The organism is Hahella sp. NS-SX17 (assembly GCF_057367735.1).
This window is the reverse complement of record NZ_CM170632.1, coordinates 7,255,734-7,273,328: the sequence shown is the minus strand read 5'-3', so window position 1 is coordinate 7,273,328 and position 17,595 is coordinate 7,255,734. Positions and strand designations below refer to the sequence as shown.

The window sequence follows — 17,595 nt, the reverse complement described above, 5'->3', positions numbered from 1 at the left end:
GCCTCCGTTATTTATGCGTCGTTTAATTGTATCCCTGTAGCTTGTCGATATATTCCGGCAGGAACAGAGATATCTGCGGCACATACGTAATCAGGATCAGGAAGCCCAGGAGGAGGCCCAGCCAGGGCAGGGCGGCGCGAATGACCCAGCCCATAGAGCGATTGGTGATGCCCGCCGTCACAAATAAGTTTAGACCGACTGGCGGCGTTAGCATGCCAATTTCCATGTTCACCACCATAATAATGCCAAGGTGTATCGGGTCGATGCCCAGCTGCGTGGCGATGGGGAACAGAATCGGCGCCATGATCAGCAGAATGGCGGAAGGCTCCATGAAGTTGCCCGCCAGCAACAGCAGAATATTCACTACGATCAGGAAGCCCCATGCCGGTAAGCCCCACTCCACGATGGTCGCAGCGATGGCCTGAGGAATGCCTTCGGATGTCAGAACATGGGCGAACAGCATGGCGTTGGCGATGATGAACAGCAGCATCAGGCTGACCTTTGCGGCGTCCAGCACCACATGACGCACTTCCTGGTCAGTTACGGACTTGGGCAGCGCCAGTACGCACTGCAGAGAGTTGCGAATCACAGCGCTTGGAATCGCTTCACCCTGGTTACGCCAGGCGACATTTTTCAATGGACCTATATCGCGGTAACCGATTACGGCGATCAGGTAAGCGTACACCGCGGCCACCGCTGCTGCTTCCGTCGGGCTGGCGACGCCGCCGTAAATGGAGCCCAGTACGATAACGATCAGCATGATGCCACCCATTGCAATGACACCGGTTTTGACGAGTGTCTTGACGCCAGGGAAGGGCTGAGAAGGCAGTTTCTTGATGCGTGCGGCGATATAGATGGCGATCATCAGAATGCCGCCCATCATCAGGCCGGGAATCAGGCCCGCCATAAACATGCGCGCAGCGGAAACTTCCGTCGCAGCGGCGTATACCAGCATGACGATAGAAGGTGGAATGAGGATGCCCAGCGTGCCGGCGTTGGCGATAAGACCGGCTCCGAAGCTTTGCGGATATCCCGCCCGCACCATGCCGGCGATGACGATGGAGCCGATCGCCGCCACAGTGGCGGGAGAGGAGCCTGAAACGGCCGCGAACAACATACAGGCCATAACGGACGCCATGCCCAGGCCGCCGCGAATATGGCCGACGCTGCTGACGGCGAAATCAATCAGTCGACGCGCCACGCCACCGGTGGAAAGAAACGCTGAAGATAAAATAAAGAACGGAATCGCCAGCAGCGTATAGTGGCTGGAAGTCGCCTCAAACATCTTCAATGCAATGGACGCCAGTGAAGTGTCCGGGGCGAAGAACAAAATCGTGACAATACTGGATAAACCCAAGGCGACGGCAATCGGCATACCCATCAGCATGCACGTGAACAGCAGAATAAAAAGTACGGTAGCGGTCATGGGCGATTACCTTGCGCTGATGTGGAAGCTCCCGCCGTCTCATCGGCGAGATGCATACTTTCTTTGGCCTCATCTACGAATTCGAAGCCGTTGGACTTACCGGCGATGATCCCCCACAGCAATTGCAGGAAGCGAATGGCCAACAGAACGAAACCAATAAGCAGGATGCTTTGCGCGACCCAGCGCGGCACAGGAATGTCGCTGAGCTCGATGCCGATCTTGTACATCTTGGCGAGGTAGATCCAACCGCCATACAGGAACAACCCGCAGTAGACCAGACACATCACGACAGCTAATGCGGCGACGGCGCGACGGGGTCCTTTGGGTAAAAGTTTCACGAAAGCGTCTACGCCAATATGGGCGTTAACCCTGACGCCGTAAGATGCGCCGAACAACACCATCCAGGCTCCCAGATACAGGGTGGCCTCTTCCGCCCACAGCAGGCCGGTGTTGAAAAAGAAACGAAGCATGGTTTCCGAGAACACCAGCAGGGTCATGGATACCAACAACAGACACAGAACGCTTTCTTCAAAGCGATGGACGATTCGACCAAACATGATGGGACCTAATTCTGGTTATTGTGCGGCTTAAAACAGTTCTACAACTTGGGCAACAAAACTATAGGAGCAACCTGAAGGCTGCTCCTATGCCCGGAAAGGGCTATTGATTGGAGGCTTCAGCGGCTTTGATCAGATCCGCGCCGATTTCCTTCTCGAACTTTTTCCAGACGGGCTTCATGGCGTCAACCCACTGCTTGCGCTCTTCCGGAGTCAGGGAGGTCACCTTGGTGCGGCGGGAAGCGATGATTTCTTCTTTGTCGCTGCTGTCCTTCTCGGCGGCGATGCTGTTGCCGTAGGCGATGGACTCATCCAGGCTCTTCTTGATGGCGTCGCGCATGTCATCCGGCAGGTCCATCCAGAATTCTTTGGAGGTCACCACCAGGTAGTCGAGCAGACCGTGGTTGGATTCAGTGATGTGGTCCTGAACTTCATAGAACTTTTTGGAGTAGATATTAGACCAGGTGTTTTCCTGACCATCGATAGCGTTAGTCTGCAACAGTGTGAACACCTCAGAGAACGGCTTTTTCACAGGGACTGCTTTAACCGCTTCGAATTGCGCCGCCAGTACGTCGGAAGTCTGGATGCGGAATTTCTTTCCGGCGATGTCCGCTGGGAGGCGAACAGGGCTGTTGGCGGACAGTTGTTTCATACCGTTATGCAGGTAACCCAGGCCCACCAGACCTTTACGCTCCAGTGCGGACAGCAGTTCCTGGCCGGCGGGACCGTTCTGGAAGCGCTCCACCGCCGCCATATCCTGGAACAGGAAAGGCAGGTCGAACACTTGCAGTTTTTTTGTGTAGTTCTCGAACTTGGACAGGGAAGGCGCGGCCAGCTGTACATCGCCCAGCAGCATGGCTTCCAGTACGTTGTCGTCGCCGAACAGCTGGGAGTTGGGGAATACTTTCACTTCAACTTTGCCGGGCAGGCGTTCTTCCACCAGCTGTTTGAATTTAATCGCCATTTGTCCTTTGGGGGTGTTTTCCGCCACAACGTGGGAAAACTTGATCTGGATGGGAGCGGCGAAAACGGAGAAAGAAAGGGTGGCGCCAACAAGGGCGGTCAGGAGTTTTTTGAAACGCATGTTATACCTCGCATGTTGTTTTTGTTGGGATTAGGCGAAAGCCATAGTCGATTACATAACAGCAACCTCTGGGCCAATTTGCGTTTAAACGTGAATTTTTAGTAATAACAGTGTGTTATCGGTCTTAGAAGAAAAAGAGAAATTTTCAGATGGGTGGATATCCACCCATTTCAGCAGCAGGGAGTGGGCGGGAATCCGCATATTTTTCTCAGGTCGAAATGCGGAGCAGTGTTGTTTGGCGAACTCTGGAGTGTCAGTCAGCAAAAAAAAGCAGGGCGGAAGTTCTGTAGTTACGTCCGCCAGGACTCTCACTACAGAACTTGTTGATGGGAAAAACTGGGTTTATAGAAGGAAATATATGTGGGCGGATAAGGTCGCCGCATCAGCCTGCGGCGTGAAGGTAACTGAGATAGGCGGATAAGCCTTCCTGCGCCTGTTCTCTTCGATCATATGGTCCCAGGGGGATTTGCTCGCGAGTCATGTAATACCACTGACCGTCCTGCTCATAGAAGCGCTCCTTGCGCTGGTGATGTAAAACCTGCTCGTCATTGCTACGCTGGATTCTCGACATAAACTACTCCGTTAGAATCTTTCTGGTACAGATTTACAAAACGGTCTGCAGTGTAATTAATGATTGATCAGATAGTAATCAGCGTATCCATACAGAGACTGTGAGATATTTCTCACAGAATCACATGAGGTAAATAGCGGGAAAGGTCCTGGGTCACCAGGGCTTTATCCTCCCTGACGGAGATGCCCGCCGGTTGGTCATCCACTAGCCAGGAGCCCACCAGCGTGTAGTTTTCACCGAACTTGGGCAGTGGATGATACGCCTGGAAGATAAAGCCTTCCTCCCCATAAGGGCCATCCGTATCGAAAAGCATTTCGCCATCGCGATAGAGCGCCACATTGGCGCCTTCGCGGGAGAAAATCGGCTTTTTCACCAAATCCACCCCTGGCGCATGCTCGACTTCATCTTCGAAATAAGCCGGCAGTAAATTAGGATGGTTGGGGAACATTTTCCACAGCATCGGCAACAGGGCTTTATTGGAGAGCACGGACTTCCATAAAGGTTCAATCCAGCGTGTGGGGTTCTGCAAAATCAGCGGCGCGAACTCTTCCCGTTGCATGAACTCCCAGGGATACAGCTTGAACATCAACTCAATGACCCGGTCATCCAGATCCGTGAATTCGCCGTTTTCGCCTTGCCCGATATCGTCAATATAGATAAAGCGGTTGGGGATGCCTGCCTCTGCGGCGCAGTCCTGCAGGTACTGAATCGTCCCCCGATCTTCTTCGGTGTCTTTGCAGCAACTGAAGTAGAAATCCGGCCCATCGGTTTGCGCATAGATTTCCGCCAGTCTGCGCACCAACTTTTCCTGCAGGGAATTGAACTGGTCGCAGGCGCGGGGCAGACGACCACTGCGAACATTCTCCTCCAGCCACAACCATTGCCAGAAGCCTGACTCATACAAACTGGTGGGCGTGTCGGCATTGTTCTCATACAATTTGGCCGGACTGCGGCCGTCGTAAGCAAAGTCCAGGCGCGAATAAAGGCTGGGCTGGTGATCGCGCCAGGAAGCGCGCACCGCTTCCCAGAATATTTCAGGAATGCTGAATTTCCTTAATAGGCGCTCGTCCTCGACCACCCGGTCGACAACCTCCAGACACATCTGGTGGATCTCTGCGGAAGGATCTTCGAGCCCGGTTTCTATCTGCTCCAGAGAGAACTGATAGTAGGCGCTTTCATCCCAATAGACTTCTCCATGCATAGTGTGAAACTGGAAGCCGTATTCGTGGGCGAGATCGCGCCAATGCGCCCGTTCCCGGATTGGTATGCGCAGCATGGCTTAACCGCCCCAACTACTTCTTGAGCTGGAACTGGACTTGGAAGAACTACTCCAGGAGGATTTTGCGTTCACCGTCGAACCGAAACCGCCCCGGGATATGGTCCGCGTTACAGCGGGTTTAGGCTTAAACGCTTTGTTATCCACCGTGACTTTGCGGTTATAGGTGCTGCCATAGCGATAGCCGTCGGAGGTCACCCAGCTGCCATAAAACGGCGAGCCGCGATAATAGGAGGTGAACACCGGCTGATAATCATAACGGCGGTTCGAGTCCAGAATCTTGGCGAACATGAATCCGGCCATGGCGGGCATGAACCAGCTCTGGCCTGAGTTGCCCTGGTAGCTGGTGCAGGCGTTGGCGCCAAACTCCGCTTCACAGTCTCGCATGGACATGTATTTGGGCGCAGTCTCATTTGCCCGTTTCAGCGCTTGCTGATACGCAGCTTCACACTCTGAGGCATAGCTTGGGTTTTCATTGATGCACTCGCTCATGTCTTTGTAAACCTGAGCTTCGCGAGTATCCGAGCAGGCGGTGAGCGTGACGCCGGCGACAGCGACAGTGATGGGCCGCAGCAGAAAGCTCTGGCCGTTCTTCTTCATCCTGTCAAGGTTGATCTCTTTTGTACGCTTCATTCCACTGCTCCTTAGTAGGTCATGCAAGCCGCGTTCAGAATGCCGACCGCCACGGAAAATCCACCCAGCACGATGCCTGCGGATACTTCGCCGTCGGTGATGCGCTGCACGATTTTTGGCATGAATATGAAACGAATGATGGCGAAGGCCAACACCTGAGCAATCAAAGCGACCGCCGCCCATACCCAGAAATCAAGCAGGGAAACAGAGTTGGAGGCAGCTCCGGCGAGGGCGATGGAAAAGCCTATTACCGCGCCGATAAGGCCTGTCGCAGCGGCGACGCTTTTGCCTTCTTTGACCAGTTTCCACTCGTCGTGAGGCGTAACCAGGGTATACAGGAATTTAAACACCAACAGCAGGACTAATGAGGAAGAAAAGTAAATCGCAAAATTCGTTAGGCCTAACAGCGAATGTGCGATAGCGTCCATGGACAGCTCCTTCTTTTATTAATTATGGGTAAATTGCGTGGGTTGAGGGGATAAACGCGGCTGACCGCATTTATCCGATGATTACGATGTCCGCAGGTCGCAGATTGATGCCGGTGGACAGCACCAGGCAACGGTCGGCGCGGTTGTCGATGATTTTTTCTTCGCCACAGACCATGAGAAACTCGTCCAGGTCCTCATTCACAGATCTTTCATACAACATCGAAAACTGGTCTGTTTCTGTGACTTCGCCCGCTTCGGTTGTGGTTTTCTCTGTCATGGCCACGGGAGGAGATGACTCTCCGACGCTTTCCCAGACCCGCTGGAAGCGGTGGCCTTCAATGCTGTATTCAGGCTGGCTGATTTGGGTGTTTATCAACATGTCCCAATCCGACTGGCTGCCGACGGCGCGTGTTTCATAGAAATACCAAAGCTTGACGTCTTCTATGTGATTTTCCGTCATGCCGCCGTTCAACACTACCTGAATAAAGCCGTCATCGTCGGTATAAAAGCGCAGCAGAGTACTGCTGGCGTCCAGCTTCACCTGGCCTACCGCCTGAATTAACTGGGTTTTGGCTGCGCCTTCGAAAATCACAGAGGGCTCTATCAATCGCAGTCTGAGTTGATCCAGTTCAAATGCGCCGCCGAGGCGTAAGCCCATGATTTCCGGGGCGGAAGGGGACTTAGGTTCATCTTTTTTGAAAAACTTGCTAAACACAGAGTTTCTCCCAGTCAAGTCCATCGATGCGTTCGTCCGCGATGTAGTAAATCATGGTTCCGGGCGCAACGGTATGGCTCATAGGTGGATTCAAAGTAACGGCCCCTTTGCCGTCGCCGACGGCAATCAGGATCGCATCATAACGTTCTTTTAGCGGCAGAAACAAATCCCGCAATGGGACGCCTTTGGCTTCGGCCGGATATCTTATGGAGTACTGGGTCATGCCGTCCTGCACGTTCAGCAGGTCTTGATGTAAGGCGCTGGAGCCAGGGTGCATGGCGGACTTCGCCAGCAGCTCAACGTCCACTGACGGCGTGCATTCTATGTTGGGGCAATGAACTTTCAACAGGCGGCTCAGGTTATCGTCGTTGAAATAGGCGATCATGTGAGCGTCTTTATTGCGGCTGGCGCAGTAAAGAGCGGCAGTCATGGTGACATCATCTTCCGGAGCATCAATGATAATGGTGGATGCCCGTTCCAGACAGGCCATGCTCATTTGCGCGTCATTGTTGTAGCTTTCAACATTGACGAAACCGATCTCTTCCGGCATCGGGTTTTCGATGTCAGCCTTGGCGCAAAGGACTATCTGGCGGGTCTCCTCACTGCCCAGCTGTTCGCGCAGCAAGAGACGGATAAGGTGCAGCGTGCGTCTTTCGTTCCAGCCGATAACAAGAATATGGTTGGCGCAATCGAGTTGTTTCAAACCTTTCACTCCCTTTTTCCAGTGGTACGAGGCGAACACAGCGACTCTACCTATGAATAATGCGAACAGACTCAAGCCGAATGGAATGACAAATATGGAAACGACGAGTTTGCCTGCAGGGGTTTGCGGCGAGAGATCGCCATATCCGACGGTGGAAGCGGTGACGACCAGCCAATAAGCAAAATCCGGCAGAGACAGTAAATCCGTCTCGCCGGACAAATATAGGAGGAAATAGCTCAGACCCACATAAGAAAGCAACGCGACGGCGACTCCTTGCCATCGCAGCTCCATAAAATGTCGGACAAAGATTCTCTTGATCTTATTTATTATTGGCATCAGACAAGCTCTTAAACTCAGTTTCCTCCGAGTATACGCGCCAGCTCGTCGTCTGCGTTAGCGTTGGAGCCGTTAATGCCAGCCGCCTTCAGTTTTGCGTCCAGAGAGTCACCGCTCTCTTCGGAGGCAAGCTCTTCCGCTGCATCCAGTTCGGCTGAACGCTGGTTCTGACGACTCTGAATGCGCTGCAGGGATTCCGCCGCTGTCTTCATTTTGCTGTTGGCGCCCATGTGTCTGGAAGATACCGCGACCTGAGCTTTCTGTACGGATTCAGTCGCCTTCACCATGTCGATCTGCTGCTCCATGCGACGCAGGTTGGACTTTGCTTGCGCAATGTTGCGACGCAACGTCTGCTCAGACTGGTTGAACTGATCTACGTACTTCTGCTCAGCGTCCATCTGGTCGCGCAGCTCCACCACTTTCTGCGCGCATTCCAGCGCCAGATTACGGTCGCTGTCCGCCGCCTTGCGGGCGTGGCCTTCGTATTCGGCGACAGATGCTTTCAGGCTCGCTACTTTCTGGTCGGCCAGCTTTCTTTTCGCCATGATCTGGGTCAGTGCGTGATCGGACTTACGCAGTTCTTCTTTGGCTTCACGGATTTCCTGGTCCAGGATGCGCAATGCTTGACTGTCCACAACCGCTTCCGCCGCTTCGTTGGCTCCGCCTTTGATGGCGGTCACTAATTTTTTCCAAACGCTCATAATTCAACTCCGTTAACAAGATGGTTCTGGTACGCGTCCAAAAACGCTTCAACGTTTTGGAACAACATATCAACCTCGATCAGGATGCTTTCTTCTTTGGATTGGGCCGACAGGGCGCCGAAAGCCATGTAATAGTCCTCGCCTTCCACATTGGTGATGCCAATGGTGGTGAGAGGGAATATTTGATGCGTCTTCAGAATGTCGTCATTCAGAAGTGCGTAATCTTTAACTTGGCCTTTTGCAAACAGCAGAGACTCGACAATAATTTGTTCGCCGCTGATCGCGAGATAGGCGTCGATGCCGTCGCTATTAGTAATGCACAGGCAGGTCGCTTCTCTGGTGACTGCGTAGTCATCGCGTTGACTCAAAAGGCTTTCCAGCTTTAAGAGATCCCAGCTCATTTTGTTCTCCTATTAATTTTTACCCCGATTGAAGGCTTGTAGAAAAATGTACACCAAGAATTTTATTTGCACAAACCTTTTTTTGCTCTATAGTAAATTTTAACTCATAAACGTAAATTATCTTTTACATAAAGAAGAAATGGACGCCATGGAAAACGAAACCAAACCGTCAATGAACTCCTGGAGAGAACTGGCTTCGCGCATCATTAAATTCGAAATGGCCAAACGTGGCGTTAAGTATAGCGACCTTAGCGACAGACTGGCCCGAATCGGAACCCAGCAGAGTGCGGATAATCTCCGCAACAAGATCAATAAAGGCATTCTCGGCGCGGATCTGTTTCTGCAGATCATTCTGGTTCTGAACGTCAGAAAGCTGGCGCGAGAGGAGTTAATGGACATTCTGCATGACCTTGGCGTGGACCACTCTGATTTGGAATAAGGATAGAGGTGATTTGCTATCACTTCACTTCCTCCGGTCGATGGTTCGCCCTGACCTGCCTGCGCCAGGCGGAGGGCGTTGAGCCATAATGCTTCTTGAATTGCCGAATGAAATGGGTGACGTCGCTCCATCCGACGCTTAAGGCGATTTTTTCCACTGACTCTCCTGTGTGAGCCAGCTTCAGACTGGCCGCCTGCAACTTGTTGCGGGTAATCCATTCTCCAACAGCATAGCCGGTGGACTTCTTCACCGCCGCCGCCACATGAGCGGGCGTGCGGTGCACTGCCGCGGCGACATCCTGCAGCGATATTTTCTCCAGACAGTGGTTTTGAATGTATTCCAGCGCCCGTGTTGTCAGGCTGTCAGTCGGCGGCGCGGTGTGTGGAGAGTCTGTCCGCATAGCGCGGTTAACTTCCGCTAGTATCAACAGAAGCAGGCAGCGGGTGACAATGCCGGTTTCGGGCGTGTTGTTTTGGCACTCCTCACGCAGATTCGCAAGCAGAGAAAGCAGACGCGCCTGTCGCATCTGCTCGATGACGATCATCGGCGGCATGCCGGAGCGGACCCGCTTGAAGGGGGACATTAGAGGGTGCGTTTCGTCAATATTCAGACAACCTGCGCAAAAGCCGAGCCACCATGCTTCCAGATTATCCGCCGACAGCAGGCGGTGGGGCATTCCTGCAGGGACCAGGGTGATCACCCCCGCGCCCAGCGTGATCTCGTCGCCATGCCGGATACGCGCGCTGCCGTCTAGAATCAGGGATAACACGTGCTCGGCGTGGGAAGCTTCTTCATTGTGTTCGTTAAAGCTTATGACGCCGTGCTCGACGGCGATGGGTTGAGTTGCATGCATGGATCGAATATAGCCGATTTATCTTTTTGCGGCGTAGTCCCAAGAAGAAAAAATCTAAACATCAGCCGATTTAATCCCATATTCCACTCTGCTTCGAAGCGCTTACGGGGGATACCATCATGCAAGTGTTCAAGCTGAGGAAAATGTTATGTCGGAGAGAAATCATCACCCTGAATGGGATGAGGCGGTCACGCGCTGGTATTGCGAAAACTACAGCGAATGGCCAAGCAATGAGTTTGTGGTGGAAGCGGCCGATTTAACGCCGGACAGCTGCGTACTGGATATAGGATGCGGAAGCGGACAGGCGTTGCGATTGGCGTCGGCGATAGTATCGAAAGGACGTCTGGTGGGCGTGGAGCCAACCCCTCTGATGTTGCAATTCGCCAGGAAGAAAAAGGGAAATGCGCAAACGATTGAATATCTGTCGGGCGCTGCGGAATCGCTGCCGCTGGCGAACGCCTCCGTGGATATCGCCTGGGCGGTGAATACTTTGCATCACTGGCGGGATGTGGCGGAGGGACTTGCCGAGGCGGCGCGAGTGGTGCGCCCGGGTGGTCAGTTGATCATAGCGGAGGATGCAGACGTTACGGATCGCTCCGCACTGAGCGAGGAGGCGTTGCTCTGCGCTTTGGAGCAGGCGGGGTTTACGGACTTTCAGGTGGTTCCCACACAGCGTGGGGACGTGCTTTGCTATTTATATCAATGTCGTAGACGACTGCGCTGAATACCTTCCAGACTGGGCTTTTAGCAGTTATGACAGCGGTTGGGAGGTTTACACTGTTTCACTATTATCTCCTTTACTAATAGGGATTATGGGCCACAATTATGATAACCGCGTTCAAGCATTTCGCCCGGGGAGGGCGTGTACGTGCATCCGCTCGGAAGCCTGTTGTTTGTGAGGTAAACACCGGTGACACGTTGGTATCTGGAATGTTATTCAGGCCAGGGCAATCAATTAAAGCGTCTACCGGTCAGGGAGTTTCCGTTTGTTGTCGGTCGCAGTGACAATGTCAGCTTCACCATAGACGCCACTGACGTATCCCGGCAGCACGCTGAATTCCATCAGGATGGAGGGCAACTGTTCGTCCGCGATTTGTCCTCCACCAACGGGACTTTCGTCAATCACTGCCGCATCAATCAAGTGACCCCGGTTTGTAGCGGAGATGTCATCCATTTCGCTCACATCGAGGCGCGGTTGGTGGACGAAGAAGACCGTCCACCGACACCGACTGAGTCGACCTATTCCACTATGGTGATGCAGGGCGATCTGTCGCAGCGTATTCCTCTGGGGGCCAGGGATTTGAAGGAATTGATATCCCAGACGCTGGTGAACGCCGTCTTTCAACCCATCGTAAATATCAAAGGTAAAACCGTCGCCTACGAACTGCTGGGGCGGGGCGCGCATCCGAACCTGCTCCCGAGCCCGGGTCCATTATTCACTATCGCTGAAAGCGTCGATCTGGCCGTGGAGCTCAGTGAATTGTTCCGGGTCATTGGCATTAAGGATGCTGCCGACCATAAACTGAAACTGCCGCTGTTCGTGAACACCCACCCGCAGGAACTGTTGGATGGTCCGCGTTTGCTGGCGACGTTGGAGCATGTGCGTAAGACGCACCCCAATGTGGAGCTGGTGCTGGAAATCCATGAACAGGCGGTTACCAATTTTATGGTGATCCAGGCCCTCGCTAAGGAAATCCGCACGATGGGGATTGGTCTGGCCTATGACGATTTCGGCGCCGGGCAGGCGCGTCTGGTGGAATTGGCGGAAGCGCCGCCGGATGTGGTGAAGTTCGATATCGCCCTGATTCGCAATATTCATAAGTCGCCCCAACGGCAGGAGCTGCTGGAGCTGCTGGTGTCCATGGTGCATAAAATGGGAGTGAAAGCGCTGGCGGAAGGCGTCGGCTCCAAAGAAGAAGCAGTGGTATGCCAGCGCATGAATTTCGACCTTATTCAGGGGTTCGCCTTCGGTTACCCCATGCCCATCACGGAGTGGCTGAATAAGTAGCGGTTTCTTTTCCATCCGGCAGGGGATTAGGCGCATTGTTTGCGTTCTGCGCCTGTCGACCGCTCCCTTCAAACAGACGATACAACACCGGCACGACAAACAGCGTCAGTAATGTTGACGTAGTCAGACCGCCTATGATCGTCCAGCCCATAGGCGCCCACATTGAAGATCCAGTGAGGGTTAGAGGGAGAAGCCCTCCAATTGTGGTCAGCGACGTCAATAAGATGGGTATCAGTCGAGTGCGGGCGGACTGCGTCATGGCCTCGCTCACACTGAAGCCTTCAGCGCGTATCTGGTTGGCGTAATCCACCAGAATAATAGAGTTGTTGACGACAATTCCCACCAGTGAAGTGAGTCCGACGAAGGCGGTGAACGAAAAAGTATTGCCTGTAAAGTAGAGCCCCAGTATCGCGCCAATGATGGCGAAGGGCAGGGCGGCGAAGATGATCAGCGGCTGGGAAAAGGAGCGGAACTGCATCACCAGCACAGCGAAGATGCCCACCACCGCCACCAGCAGGGCCTTCGCCATGCCGCCGAACGACTCTTTACGGTTTTCCTGCTCTCCGCCTACGGTATAGTGAACCCCTTGGGGCCAGGAGTAGGCGTCCAGTTTACTCACTATGGCATTGGTCACTGCTTCGGTCTGATAGCCAGGTTTAACATCCGCCGTCACCATCGCCATGCGCTCCAGATTATAATGCTGAAACTTGGGCACAGCGGTTTCCAGTTCAATATCCGCGACCTGAATGAGCGGCGTCAGTACGCCTTCCCCATTGGCGACCATCATGTGCTGAAACTGGTCCAGTTCCGGCTCTGCGCGCTCTCTGGCGGTGACGATAATCGGGTAGTCCTCACCTTCGTCATCCCGCAGCGACCCAACATTCAGCCCCACCAGACCGCCGCGGACGGTGCGGTCGATGGCGTCCAGACTGACGCGATGAAACGCCGCTTTGTCGCGGTTAATGTTGACGCGAAGGTCCACTTTGTGACGACTGATCGGGGCGTCCACGTTAATGGCTCCATCCGTGTTGGCGATGATGTCGCTGACATCCTGGGCGGCTTGGCGCAGGCTTTCAATATTGTCGCCGGTAACGCGAATGGTGATGGGCGCCTGCACGGGCGGACCTTGATGAAACTCCTTAAAGCGCACCTGTGCGTCAGCGAATGTCTTGTAGTGTTCACGTTGTTCGCTCACCCATTGTTCTATTTCCTGGTAAGGACGTGGCGCCAGCTGCACCAGTAGTTGCGCGTAATTGGGCTGCTGTTTGCTGTCCATGGTGTTGTAGTAAACCCGCGGGTTGCTCTTACCGATATTAGTCGCGACCGCGGTGACTCCGGGCTGCGCCATCAAGTTTTTCTCCACTTCCTGCGCCGCTTTGCGGGTGGATTCAAAAGTGGAGCCCTCTGGCGTTTCCACGTTCACCAGAATCATGGATTTCTCCGCTTTTGGAAACAGACTCACTCCCACATGACCGAACAGAGACATGGCTCCAGCCAGAAACAGAATTGAGATGACCAACACGAGCCATGGCCGGCGAAGACTCCATGCCAGGCCTTGAGCATAAGGACCGGCCGCGAAAGTCGTAAGCGACCGTAGCAACCAGCCCGGATTAGCGGAGGCGGCGCCGCTTTTCAAGACTCGGCTGGCCAGAAGCGGTGTAATGGTAAGAGCGATCAGTAGTGAGGCTGCCAGCGTCAGGATGACGGTGACCGGCATGGAGCGGATGAAGGTCCCGGAGCCGCTCTGCAGCAACAGGATCGGCAGGAACGCCAGCACGGTGGTGACAGTGCCGCTGATCACCGCCCAGCCAACTTGTGACGTCCCCTTGATAGCGGCGTTTTCCCGGCTGTCGCCCTGACGCAGATAACGCTCCACGTTTTCTGTGACGACTATGGCGTTGTCCACCAGCAATCCCAGAGCGATCACCAGCCCTACGATGGACATTTGCTGTAAGCCAAATCCGGTCAGGTCCAGCCATCCTAATCCGATGAGGATGGAAAAAGGGATCGCCAGTACGATGACGAATGCGGCGCGTGCGCCCAGCGACGTCAGTACGACTACGGCGACCAATAACAGGCCTTGCCAAAGGTTTTCGAAGAAGCCATCGACCCGTTCGTTGACGCTGATGCTCTGATCATGGGCGAGATGGGTTTGGAAATTATCTGGCAGCTCGCTGGCGAAGCTGTCGAGAGTGGTTTTCACGCCCGCCATGACATCGAATATATTGCTGCCCTTACGCTGAACCACCGTGATGAATACAGCAGGCTCGCCTTGATAGCGGGCGCTATAAGTGGGCGCGCCGTCTTGCAGGCGGATATCCGCCAAGTCGCCGATGTAGACCGCATGACCATCGCGGGCGCGGACAACAGTGCGGGCGAGCGTTTCTATGTCTTTATAATCGCCGCTGGTGCGAACGTTGAAGCGGCGGTCGTCGCCGTTGACATAGCCGCCGGGAAGATTCTGCGCCGCCTTGCGCGCGACTTCCGCCAACTCGTCCAGAGAAACGCCATGGCGACGCAGTAACACCCAGTCCGCTTTTACCTGCACTTCAAGGTCCGCCAGTCCCTTCACATCCACGCGTTTGACGCCAGCGACTCTCTCTAAGCGGGTTTCCAGACGCTCAGCATAGTATTTGAATTCTTTGGAGGACGCGGAACCGGAGACCAGGGCGATTTGTAGAATATTCACATCCGCCGGCGATAGTTTTTCTGTCTTGATACGGGCGAGGTCGGACGGCAGCTCGCTGCGTATGCTTTGGATGGCGCTCACAACATCCTCAAATTTGTCTTCCGGGTCGCTGCCGTACAGAAATTCCGTGCGCACCAGCACCAAGCCGTCTTCTATCTCGGTGTAAACCGACTTCAGGTCCTCCAGTTCGTTGATGGCGTCTTCGATGGGGTCCACCACTAAACGCTCCATGTCTACCGGTGTGGCGCCAGGGTAAAGAACGGTGGTCAGGGTCGTGGGAAAGTCGAATTGCGGATCTTCCGAACGCGGCATGGTGAGAAAGGAAACCAGTCCGAGTCCGAGCAATAGTAAAGCGGCGACCCAGGCGAAAGCATGATTGCGAATCGCTAATTCCGGCAGGCGCATGACGGGTTACTCCGAATAGATTTGTCAGGGGTTGGAAGCCAACGTGGCGGGGGTCGCCAGCATGCCTTCCACCAGTCCGGTGGCGCCGCGAGTAACCAGCGTTTCCCCTGCCTTCAGACCATGGGCCACAGCGACATGGGAGGCGGAAAAGTCACGTAATATGATATGGCGACGGTGAGCGCGATTACTGGCGTCAAGGACGAAAACCTCCGCATTTTTACCGCCGGCGCTGATGATGGCGCTGAGCGGTATCATCACCAACTGTTCTTCCGCTTTGGGCGTCAGGGTTACTCGCGCAACCATGCCTGACAGCAGGCGCGCTTTAGTGGAATGCAGGCGCACTTCCACTTCGAAAACGCCACTGTCAGGACTGGCTTTCGCTGCGGTTTCGTAAACGTCTCCACTCAGGGCCTGACCGGGATAGGCGTCCAAACGCACCTCTGCCTGATCTCCCTCTCTCACACGAATGATCTCTTTATCACTGACGCCAACGCGAATGACCCAGCCGGCATTTTCCTGGGCGAAGACAAATGCGGGACGCTGTGCGCTGACCAGTTCGTTGGGTTCGATCAAGCGGCGCAGTATGACGCCATCGCTGGGGGCGAGGATTTCAGAATGCTTGAAATTGAATTGGGCGACTTTGAGGCGAGCGCTCGCTACCCGCAAGGCGGTTTCCGCAGACTGTACTTGTTCAAGAGGCGCTACTTTGCTGGCGTAGAGCTTTTTGAATCGCTCCAGGTTGCGGCGGGCGTCGTCGCGATAAGCCTCCGCCTGAGCCACTTCCGCAGCGGTTTCTTCTCTGTCCAGGATGGCGATCAGCTCACCGGCGCGGACTCGTTGTCCTTCTTTCACTGTGATATCCGCCACGATCCCTGGTGTTTTGAAGGACAGCGTCTGTTCTGACTGATTAGCGAGGACGCCGCTGGTTTCAATGGGGATGGTATAGCTCTCCAGACGGACAGTCGCCGTGTGGACAACGGGTTCGTCCGCACTGGCCGAGGACGCGACGCCATAAATTAACGTCGCCAGAGAGAAGGTCATAGCACGATAGAGGGGGCGCATGGAGGTGAACCTTGTTTATGTTTTAAGTGTAAACATATTAGGCAGGCAAAATAATCAGTGTCAACATCTGGGTGAGTGAAGGTGTGATATCTGCGTGAGAAGACAGGTTTTCTGGTTATGGTATTGAATAATGATACTCAAGGGCGGTCATTCAGCACCCATTCAGTTTTAGATTCAAAAATAGCGGGGGCGAAAGCAGAGTGAGCGAGACATCGGATCACACAGAGGGACAACTCATGACAGTTGCAGAAATCCAGAGTAATTCCAAAGGTTGGTTGTTTTACGTGAAGTCTTCTTTTGTTATCGCGCTGGCCGCCGTGGCGGCAGGCATCTTTTTTATGCCGGTGGATTTGCTTATCAAAGGGTACTTCAGCATCAGTACGCTGTTTCTCATCAGCTCGACGATCACGCTTTCCAAGACCATGCGCGATGAACACGAATCACATCGCCTTATCCACAAAATCAATGAAGCCAAAACCAACCAAATGCTGCGGGACTATGCAGAGTAACGGGATGAACGCAGGCCGCTTTCAGTCCGCTAAGGACGATTTATGAATCACGAGGTGCTTTATATGTACTACATGCAAAAAATGATGACCGCCGTACGCGGCGTGACGCGTGAGAATGCGGAGCGGGTGGTGGATGCAAACGCTATCCGAATATTTGAACAGGAAATCTACGACTGCGAATGCGCCATGGGGCAGGCCAAACATGATCTGGCGAAGGTCATGGCGGAAAAAATGCGGTTAGAGCGGGGCATCGCCCGGCGCACCAGATATCTGGAGGAAAAAGAGTCGCAGGCGGGTATGGCGCTGGAGAAGGGACTGGAAGAGCTTGCGCATGATCTGGCGACCGTCATCGCGGACCAGGAGAAAACGCTTGCGGATGAACGCAAGGCGGCGGAAAAACTGAATGAGCACGAGAGAAAACTGCGCCTGAGCCTGCAGTCTGCTGCGCAAAGCATTCAGAATTACCGACGGGAGTTGCGCATGGTGCAGGCTACTCAGAGCACACAGCAGGCGACGGCGTCGCTGACGGTGCGCGCTAACTCCATGGGGTCGCGCATCAGCGATATGCAGGATTCTCTGCAACGTATTCGAGACCGTCAGGAGCGATTCGATGACATGAAACGCGCCATGGAGCAGTTGGATGAAGGGCTTAAAGACGATGGGCTGGAGGATAAGCTGCGAAAAGCAGGCATTGGCGCAAAAACGGAGGCGGACGCCGTATTGGACCGCATCCGGAAAAAATCCGCCTGAAAGTTCGTATCAATAACTTGATTAAACCGCGCATTTTGCGCGGTTTTTT

Annotated in this window: 19 protein-coding genes; 5 read left to right on the top strand and 14 right to left on the bottom strand. The window is 54.0% G+C overall.

Annotated elements, in window-relative coordinates; translation table 11 throughout:
* Positions 1-22: 22 nt before the first annotated feature.
* From AC2IBB_RS32795 to AC2IBB_RS32745, 11 genes are all read right to left on the bottom strand, one after another.
* Positions 23-1,426: a TRAP transporter large permease gene (locus AC2IBB_RS32795; RefSeq protein ID WP_486330816.1), complete on the bottom strand. Its 1,404-nt coding sequence runs from the start codon at positions 1,424-1,426 to the stop codon at positions 23-25.
* Positions 1,423-1,983, bottom strand: a complete 561-nt coding sequence (locus tag AC2IBB_RS32790; RefSeq protein ID WP_486330815.1) for a TRAP transporter small permease — start codon at positions 1,981-1,983, stop codon at positions 1,423-1,425. Before AC2IBB_RS32790 ends, AC2IBB_RS32795 begins: the two co-directional genes overlap by 4 nt.
* Before the next feature lie 103 nt (positions 1,984-2,086).
* Entirely contained in the window at positions 2,087-3,067 is a 981-nt protein-coding gene (locus tag AC2IBB_RS32785; protein WP_486330814.1) for a TRAP transporter substrate-binding protein, read from the bottom strand.
* Positions 3,068-3,449: 382 nt separating this feature from the next.
* The gene (locus AC2IBB_RS32780) at positions 3,450-3,638 is read right to left on the bottom strand and encodes a DUF6316 family protein (RefSeq protein WP_486330813.1); all 189 of its coding nucleotides are present in this window, start codon (positions 3,636-3,638) and stop codon (positions 3,450-3,452) included.
* Between the two features lie 112 nt (positions 3,639-3,750).
* A complete protein-coding gene (locus tag AC2IBB_RS32775; protein ID WP_486330812.1) occupies positions 3,751-4,914 on the bottom strand; it encodes a glutathionylspermidine synthase family protein in 1,164 nt (387 codons plus the stop codon).
* 3 nt (positions 4,915-4,917) lie between these two features.
* A complete protein-coding gene (locus AC2IBB_RS32770; protein WP_486330811.1) occupies positions 4,918-5,547 on the bottom strand; it encodes a DUF1190 family protein in 630 nt (209 codons plus the stop codon).
* An 11-nt stretch (positions 5,548-5,558) separates the two neighbouring features.
* Positions 5,559-5,975 (bottom strand): DUF350 domain-containing protein, encoded by a 417-nt coding sequence (locus AC2IBB_RS32765; protein WP_486330810.1) that lies wholly within the window; start codon positions 5,973-5,975, stop codon positions 5,559-5,561.
* Between the two features lie 70 nt (positions 5,976-6,045).
* Positions 6,046-6,690: a YjfK family protein gene (locus AC2IBB_RS32760; RefSeq protein ID WP_486330809.1), complete on the bottom strand. Its 645-nt coding sequence runs from the start codon at positions 6,688-6,690 to the stop codon at positions 6,046-6,048.
* Positions 6,683-7,729 (bottom strand): potassium channel family protein, encoded by a 1,047-nt coding sequence (locus AC2IBB_RS32755; protein ID WP_486330808.1) that lies wholly within the window; start codon positions 7,727-7,729, stop codon positions 6,683-6,685. The genes AC2IBB_RS32760 and AC2IBB_RS32755 overlap by 8 nt, the downstream gene beginning before the upstream one ends.
* Before the next feature lie 17 nt (positions 7,730-7,746).
* Positions 7,747-8,430, bottom strand: a complete 684-nt coding sequence (locus tag AC2IBB_RS32750; protein ID WP_011400284.1) for a PspA/IM30 family protein — start codon at positions 8,428-8,430, stop codon at positions 7,747-7,749.
* Positions 8,427-8,831, bottom strand: a complete 405-nt coding sequence (locus AC2IBB_RS32745) for a YjfI family protein (RefSeq protein ID WP_486330807.1) — start codon at positions 8,829-8,831, stop codon at positions 8,427-8,429. The genes AC2IBB_RS32750 and AC2IBB_RS32745 overlap by 4 nt, the downstream gene beginning before the upstream one ends.
* Before the next feature lie 148 nt (positions 8,832-8,979).
* Between AC2IBB_RS32745 and AC2IBB_RS32740 the strand changes: the two genes are divergently transcribed.
* Positions 8,980-9,270 carry a DUF6471 domain-containing protein gene (locus AC2IBB_RS32740; RefSeq protein WP_041600068.1) on the top strand — a complete coding sequence of 97 codons (291 nt, stop codon included), beginning with the start codon at positions 8,980-8,982 and terminating at the stop codon, positions 9,268-9,270.
* A gap of 19 nt (positions 9,271-9,289) precedes the next feature.
* Here the strand turns inward: AC2IBB_RS32740 and AC2IBB_RS32735 are convergent, their stop codons facing one another.
* Positions 9,290-10,123, bottom strand: coding sequence for a helix-turn-helix domain-containing protein (locus AC2IBB_RS32735; protein WP_486330806.1), 834 nt, complete (start codon positions 10,121-10,123; stop codon positions 9,290-9,292).
* A gap of 148 nt (positions 10,124-10,271) precedes the next feature.
* Here AC2IBB_RS32735 and AC2IBB_RS32730 point away from each other — a divergent pair, with 148 nt between their 5' ends.
* On the top strand, positions 10,272-10,847 hold the full coding sequence (locus AC2IBB_RS32730; RefSeq protein WP_486330805.1) for a class I SAM-dependent methyltransferase: 576 nt from the start codon (positions 10,272-10,274) through the stop codon (positions 10,845-10,847).
* Positions 10,848-11,033: 186 nt separating this feature from the next.
* Positions 11,034-12,131, top strand: a complete 1,098-nt coding sequence (locus AC2IBB_RS32725) for an EAL domain-containing protein (RefSeq protein ID WP_486330804.1) — start codon at positions 11,034-11,036, stop codon at positions 12,129-12,131.
* On the opposite strand, the gene AC2IBB_RS32720 is transcribed toward AC2IBB_RS32725, so the two are convergent.
* Both AC2IBB_RS32720 and AC2IBB_RS32715 read right to left on the bottom strand, forming a co-directional pair.
* Complete coding sequence (locus AC2IBB_RS32720) at positions 12,109-15,225, bottom strand: efflux RND transporter permease subunit (protein WP_486330803.1); 3,117 nt, start codon at positions 15,223-15,225, stop codon at positions 12,109-12,111. The two genes, AC2IBB_RS32725 and AC2IBB_RS32720, sit on opposite strands and share 23 nt — an antisense overlap.
* Before the next feature lie 24 nt (positions 15,226-15,249).
* On the bottom strand, positions 15,250-16,287 hold the full coding sequence (locus tag AC2IBB_RS32715; protein WP_486330802.1) for an efflux RND transporter periplasmic adaptor subunit: 1,038 nt from the start codon (positions 16,285-16,287) through the stop codon (positions 15,250-15,252).
* Positions 16,288-16,523: 236 nt separating this feature from the next.
* Between AC2IBB_RS32715 and AC2IBB_RS32710 the strand changes: the two genes are divergently transcribed.
* Entirely contained in the window at positions 16,524-16,796 is a 273-nt protein-coding gene (locus tag AC2IBB_RS32710; RefSeq protein ID WP_486330801.1) for a YiaA/YiaB family inner membrane protein, read from the top strand.
* A gap of 42 nt (positions 16,797-16,838) precedes the next feature.
* The gene (locus tag AC2IBB_RS32705; protein WP_486330800.1) at positions 16,839-17,546 is read left to right on the top strand and encodes a PspA/IM30 family protein; all 708 of its coding nucleotides are present in this window, start codon (positions 16,839-16,841) and stop codon (positions 17,544-17,546) included.
* Positions 17,547-17,595: the final 49 nt, after the last annotated feature.

Coding starts and splice junctions, on each gene's coding strand:
- AC2IBB_RS32795 (WP_486330816.1), bottom strand. CDS start 1,426: ATGACCGCTACCGTACTTTTTATTCTGCTGTTCACGTGCATGCTGATG.
- AC2IBB_RS32790 (WP_486330815.1), bottom strand. CDS start 1,983: ATGTTTGGTCGAATCGTCCATCGCTTTGAAGAAAGCGTTCTGTGTCTG.
- AC2IBB_RS32785 (WP_486330814.1), bottom strand. CDS start 3,067: ATGCGTTTCAAAAAACTCCTGACCGCCCTTGTTGGCGCCACCCTTTCT.
- AC2IBB_RS32780 (WP_486330813.1), bottom strand. CDS start 3,638: ATGTCGAGAATCCAGCGTAGCAATGACGAGCAGGTTTTACATCACCAG.
- AC2IBB_RS32775 (WP_486330812.1), bottom strand. CDS start 4,914: ATGCTGCGCATACCAATCCGGGAACGGGCGCATTGGCGCGATCTCGCC.
- AC2IBB_RS32770 (WP_486330811.1), bottom strand. CDS start 5,547: ATGAAGCGTACAAAAGAGATCAACCTTGACAGGATGAAGAAGAACGGC.
- AC2IBB_RS32765 (WP_486330810.1), bottom strand. CDS start 5,975: ATGGACGCTATCGCACATTCGCTGTTAGGCCTAACGAATTTTGCGATT.
- AC2IBB_RS32755 (WP_486330808.1), bottom strand. CDS start 7,729: ATGCCAATAATAAATAAGATCAAGAGAATCTTTGTCCGACATTTTATG.
- AC2IBB_RS32750 (WP_011400284.1), bottom strand. CDS start 8,430: ATGAGCGTTTGGAAAAAATTAGTGACCGCCATCAAAGGCGGAGCCAAC.
- AC2IBB_RS32745 (WP_486330807.1), bottom strand. CDS start 8,831: ATGAGCTGGGATCTCTTAAAGCTGGAAAGCCTTTTGAGTCAACGCGAT.
- AC2IBB_RS32740 (WP_041600068.1), top strand. CDS start 8,980: ATGGAAAACGAAACCAAACCGTCAATGAACTCCTGGAGAGAACTGGCT.
- AC2IBB_RS32735 (WP_486330806.1), bottom strand. CDS start 10,123: ATGCATGCAACTCAACCCATCGCCGTCGAGCACGGCGTCATAAGCTTT.
- AC2IBB_RS32730 (WP_486330805.1), top strand. CDS start 10,272: ATGTCGGAGAGAAATCATCACCCTGAATGGGATGAGGCGGTCACGCGC.
- AC2IBB_RS32720 (WP_486330803.1), bottom strand. CDS start 15,225: ATGCGCCTGCCGGAATTAGCGATTCGCAATCATGCTTTCGCCTGGGTC.
- AC2IBB_RS32715 (WP_486330802.1), bottom strand. CDS start 16,287: ATGCGCCCCCTCTATCGTGCTATGACCTTCTCTCTGGCGACGTTAATT.
- AC2IBB_RS32710 (WP_486330801.1), top strand. CDS start 16,524: ATGACAGTTGCAGAAATCCAGAGTAATTCCAAAGGTTGGTTGTTTTAC.
- AC2IBB_RS32705 (WP_486330800.1), top strand. CDS start 16,839: ATGAATCACGAGGTGCTTTATATGTACTACATGCAAAAAATGATGACC.